The sequence below is a fragment of the Ruegeria sp. CDSA021 genome (assembly GCF_059612325.1).
Genome location: NZ_JBXWQJ010000038.1, coordinates 1 through 5,224, shown reverse-complemented (window position 1 = coordinate 5,224; position 5,224 = coordinate 1). Strand labels below are relative to the sequence as shown.

Below are 5,224 nucleotides of genomic sequence, written 5' to 3'. Positions count from 1 at the left end.
GCAGCGAACTTCTGCTTCTCGCCCGTTTCCTCGCCCTCACGCTCAACAGGGGACAACAACGGTTTCGTCTTCAGCGCCCCGGCCCAACAATGCCCCGCTCCTGGGATGTATCTCAGCTTGCAAGCCGTGTTGCGCTCGCTCGTCTGGCATCAGCTTGATCTTATCGATGAGCATCGCCAGATATCCATGCGCTTCCTCGACATAAGCCTTGTCAGAGAGCAGATGCTCGATGTTGTTGAGCGCGCGCTCATAGATCGCGCGCGCATCTTCAACCTCAGCTTGGCTGCGCGCGATCTGTGCCTCAAGTGCTGTGATGCGAGACGTCAAATCGCTGATTTCTTGCTCCAGAGTGTCCGCCCTGGCCTTGAACGTGGCATATGGCGCGCCTTCTGCGACGGCCGCGAGGATATTGTCACGCCCTGCGGTTGCTGTGTCGCGCGCCGTTTCAAATCGTCTGAGGTCAGCCTCCAGCTGACCGTCTGCCAGTTTGCCGCGTTCGTCCTCCAGAGCCTGCTCAAAGCGTTTTAGCAGGTCGTCTGACCGAAAGGCTGCTCGCAGCGCCCCAAACACACGCGACTCAATGCGCCTGCGCGAGATCGAACGTTTGTTGTTACATGCGGCACGCCTTGCCTCCCTGCAGCGGTAGCTCGTCTTGTTGATGGTGACATACGGTGCTCCGCAGCACCCGCACTTTAACAAGCCAGACAGAAGAAAGACGGTGCGCCGTGCCGCACGGGCCGCTTTGGGCGTGTCCGCGGCACGCCGTGCCAACTCGGTCTGCACGGCGTCCCAAAGAACCTGATCTATGATGCGCAATTCAGGGATATCCTGCTCCACATAGTCTTCCGGTGTGCGCTTGAGTTTCCGCTGACCGGCCTCTGGGTGATACGTGTGCGTAAATTGGCAAATGCTGGCGATTCCGATGTAAAGCTGATTGCGTAGAATGCCTTCGCGTCGGGACGGATTGCCACGGATCGTTGAGCCATCCCATGAGCCACCATTGGGCGCCGGGATACGGTCCTTGTTGAGGCCTTCTGCAATCGACTGCGCCGAACGACCGGTTGCAAACTCTTCAAAGATACGGCGCACAATACGCGCCTGATTAGGATCGATCTCCCGGTTGGGGCCGGTTTCTGCCTCACGCTTTCGGTAGCCGAAGGCACGGGTGTGCAAGCGCTGCCGCGTGACCGCACCCTGCATGCCGCGGCGGGTATGATCCGAGATCTTCTGGCTGAACATCTGCGCGCCAAAGCCCGCAAAGAGCACCTTCATGAAGTCCTGCTCCCCTTTCTGGATCGAGTGCAGCTTGATATCCTGGAACATGAAGAAGTCGTAGGTGCTCAACGCATCTTTGACTTTGCGAGTGAGACGGTCGATGGCTTCCACCACAACTACATCAAAAGACTGAGCCGCCGCTGCCGCCTTCAACGCCTGGAAGCCCGGACGACGCATGTCTTTGCCTGACTTCTCTCGGTTCTCAAAGACATTAACAATCGCCCAGCCCTGACGCGCGCAGAAGCGTTCCGCCACGGCAATTTGATCTTCGATCGAGGTGGCTTTCTGCAAGTCTGAGCTATAGCGAGCATAAACGACGGCGCGGAGAGTTATGGCGTTTCCTTGATTGGGTGGTTCAAATTGGCGGCGGGTTGCGACGCGATGGCTTGCACCTCGGCGCGCGCCATCAACTTGAGTAAACCGCGCAGGCGATCTGGGTCTGGTTGTTTGCGCCCTGTGGCGCGTTGGCGGCCTAAGCGGTGAACTGAAGGGGTGAACGGTCCAGTTCGGGGTCCCTGTGTTGGTGTCTGCCGTGAGTGGCAGTCGGAACTTGGGACCGAAGGAATTTTTGCAAAAAAGCAGTTTGGATGGTTTGATCCGAAAGCGCCTTTGCGCCTCCGGATCGTTGCAGGTAAGGTCATATCCTCGCCGCGCAGCGTCAGCGCGATTTGCTCGGATCGACGCAGTCGGCCAAGTGTTTGCAGGGTTGTGAGCAAAGACTTCAGGGGCTGGATCTTGCTCTCCAGGTCCCGCGCCTTCGGCTCCAACTCTTCGATATGGTAGCCGCCGCGCACGTGGTTCTCATCCGATATGAACTCGGTGCGCCGTCCAGTGTCGACAACTTCGATCAGCGGCAGCAGCATACACTCCAACGCATCGAGGTCCCTCGCAGAGAAAATCTTCTCCTGCGCAATCCGCACCGCAAGACGGCGTGCGGCATTGGCACTTTGTATGTCGGTCCAGCAATCCACCAACTGGTCCAGCGCGTCGTGCGCGCTGGGAGCGAGGCTGAGAGCCTGGAAGATCGCAGATTGGATCGGGTCGTAGTCGATGTTGAGCTTAGACATTGATCGTCTACCATGTGGTTTTATGGAACTTGGACCGTCGCTCAACAGTGACAGGCCGGCGGCCACCGGCCCTACGCCGCTGTCGGCCCAGATAATCGCGCCGGATATCGCGTTCGGCGTGAATGCGGGCCCGCACCTTGTGCATGCGGGCGTTTGCAGGACCGCTGAGGCGTCCGAGCACCGGCGTCCCTTTCTCTGAGTGCAGCTCGAACCCGGGATGATCGAGTGACACGAGAATCCGCCGCGAAGCATCGAAGCGCGTTGGAAGGTGAAGTGCGGCTGAAGCGCGGTCCTTCTCGGAGCGCACATCTACGCAGTAGGCGGCCTTGCGGGAACGCGGATTGGATGTGCCGTAGGCGAGAGACGCGAAGCGACCAACATCGGTCTCTTCCACATCGAGTACCAGTGCCGGACGGACCTTTGGAAGGTTCGGGCCGTCTGTCTCATGGGGAAAGCGGAAAGCAACAACGTCGCTGGTATATAGCGCATCCTGCCAGGTGGCCGGACGCGCGGTGTTGGTTGGTGGTGTGTCGGTCATTGGAATCTCCAATTGGAACAATCATCACGTCTTGTTCTGATCCGGGGCTGGTCCCCGGCCTCAGATGCGCGACACAACGTCTGCGCAGCTGAGACCGGGCGTCCTGCACCTGGTGCACACACCGCTTCGCAGCTTCACGGCGGCCAGCGCTGGAAGGGGTTTGGGGAAGGTCGGCGAAGGATCTTCCTCAAGAGCACGGGGTCTCGGGGCGGTATGCGGAATACCCCTTGAGCCTGCCGGGAGGCGCCCATGGAGTGCAGAGGAGCGTGGCAAAGGTTCCTTTGCCGCCCAACGCGCAGGGGACCCGCGGTAGCGCGGGGTTCGGGGCAGCGCCCCGACGAACGACAGCCAGAGCGGTTTCCAAGGGAAACTGCGCGGTCTGATTAGTGAGTAACTCTCCCTGCGCAGCCAGGTCGCGCCTTGGTCAAGACGGCGCGTCAAACCTGCGATGCACAAGTTTGCGACAGCGGACCCACTTCCCGTCCTCAAGATGAGAGGACGACGTGACGGACGAAGTGATCAAGGCGGCCACCAAGCAACACCCTGTGGTGTTGCGCATGGAAGGTCCGTTTCCAGCGGATATGGGCGGATGCGAGCTGCACCGCCGCCGAAAAGGCGGCGATCTCGGTCACGTGGATGAAACACGATCGAGCCTCAACCGGCGCCTGATCGGCGGCGAAGACTGGGCGCAGCGCGCGCTCAAAGAGATCGAAGAAATACGCGTAGAGAATTTTGCTAACGAGCTTGAGGGGCTGACGAAGCGGCGGCGTAAAGCGGAGCTTGCCAAACGCGTTGCCGAAGGCCCGAAGGATCCTTGGCGAGCAACGCGTCATGGTCCTCTGCGTGAGGTGATCATAACAGCGCACAAGGACTGGTTTGCAGCGTTTGATCACGACAACATAGATCACCTGTTTGGCGAGAGTCGCGAGGAACAATTTGAGCAAGCGGCTGTGGCGTGGCTCAAAGACAGCTTTGGAGATGATGTCATTCACGCACGGGCTGATCTTGATGAGACCACCTATCATATCCATGCGGTTGTGTTGCCACGCTCACAAACCAAAGACGGGCGCAGGATGCTGCAGCCTTCAGTGCACGCTCTGATCAAGGACTATGAGAAGGCGCAAGACAGCGTTGGAGATTGGTTTGCAGAGCTTGGATTGAAGCGCGGAGAGCGGCGCAAGCAGGCATTGCGAGACGCAGTGCATCAGCATCGCAAAGAACAGACATCGAGCGCCAATGAGAACGAAAGACTCGCGAGCCTTCCGGAGTATGTGGAACACGTCAGCCCGCGCAAATGGCGGGAAGAGAAAGAGCGGCAACTGACAGAGCGTGAAGCCCACGTAGGCAAACGCGAGAAACAAGCCGCGACCGTGATAGAGACCGCAAAGGCCGTCGCGGAGGGCGACCCCAAAACGCTGGCGGAGATGGCGCAGCCTGATGGCAAATCCATCGCCGCGCGCTTGTTTGGAAAAGCATTTTTTGCGTTGCGCATAAAAGCCCGCGAGGAGGCAAGGCAGGAAGCCCAAGCTGAGGTGCAGACGCATTTTGAGGAGATCAAAGCGGCGGATGACGCGATTGTCGCAGCGTCGGCCTCCCTTCCGGACCGCACAAAGAAAGAGATCATCAAAGCGCGTCGGTCACTGGTGGGGCGCATCACGACACTCAAGCGCGCGATCAATAAATGGCACCAACCAGGGCAAAACAAGGATCCCGAGGTTTAAGGGTGTCAAACTCCCCTCAAACTTTTTTCTCACTAAAGACCAATGAACATACCTGATGAGTGTCGGTGGCGGCAATAAGCCCCCACCGACATTCACCGGGAGCAAATGCTCCCAAATAATCACGGTAAACAAGAGGGACTTCTCATGAACCTACCGACAAACCTCTCCTCGGCGCAGTTGCGCGCGCTCGGGATCATTGCAGACATCGGCAAAGCGCAAGCCGAGGAAACCGCAAAAATCATGGAGGCCTTTGCGGATACGCTGCCTGCATTCCTTGAAGCCGCGACTGAAGACAAAGCCTTCGGGCGCAAAGTCTTCGTGCTCTTTGAAGCCGTCGCAAAAATCGGCGCAGCCAAAAAGATGCAACGTCATCCGCTGCGCCCAGCAGGCATCGACCAAGAAGTAGAGACACTGCGGGAGGCGAAAAAGAGCAAGCCGAAGGTGATGGCAAGACCAGATCCGGAACCCAAGGGGTAAGCGGCTAACGGCAAGCACACCGAACGGAAAAAGGGCGCGGATCAAGCCGTGCCCTTCTTCGCTGTGTTAGTAGTTGTTGCCTCAGCTAATCGGGGTGCTCGCAGTGTCTAAAGCGGACCTTCGCCGCGGGTTCAACAAAAACGGCC

5 protein-coding genes are annotated in these 5,224 nt (G+C 58.7%); 2 read left to right on the top strand and 3 right to left on the bottom strand.

Translation table 11 applies throughout. The annotated features are described in order from the left end of the window. Positions 1-42 precede the first annotated feature (42 nt). The 3 genes from AC2FLD_RS22250 to AC2FLD_RS22240 are packed head-to-tail and all read right to left on the bottom strand — an operon-like array spanning position 43 to position 2,880. Positions 43-1,608 (bottom strand): recombinase family protein, encoded by a 1,566-nt coding sequence (locus AC2FLD_RS22250; RefSeq protein WP_496674462.1) that lies wholly within the window; start codon positions 1,606-1,608, stop codon positions 43-45. Next, complete coding sequence (locus AC2FLD_RS22245) at positions 1,605-2,342, bottom strand: hypothetical protein (RefSeq protein ID WP_496674452.1); 738 nt, start codon at positions 2,340-2,342, stop codon at positions 1,605-1,607. Before AC2FLD_RS22245 ends, AC2FLD_RS22250 begins: the two co-directional genes overlap by 4 nt. Positions 2,343-2,349: 7 nt before the next feature. Next, positions 2,350-2,880 (bottom strand): hypothetical protein, encoded by a 531-nt coding sequence (locus AC2FLD_RS22240; RefSeq protein ID WP_496674455.1) that lies wholly within the window; start codon positions 2,878-2,880, stop codon positions 2,350-2,352. 503 nt (positions 2,881-3,383) lie between these two features. Here AC2FLD_RS22240 and AC2FLD_RS22235 point away from each other — a divergent pair. Next, positions 3,384-4,601, top strand: coding sequence for a plasmid recombination protein (locus AC2FLD_RS22235; protein WP_496674458.1), 1,218 nt, complete (start codon positions 3,384-3,386; stop codon positions 4,599-4,601). A gap of 144 nt (positions 4,602-4,745) precedes the next feature. Further along, positions 4,746-5,078 (top strand): hypothetical protein, encoded by a 333-nt coding sequence (locus AC2FLD_RS22230; RefSeq protein ID WP_496674460.1) that lies wholly within the window; start codon positions 4,746-4,748, stop codon positions 5,076-5,078. Positions 5,079-5,224: the final 146 nt, after the last annotated feature.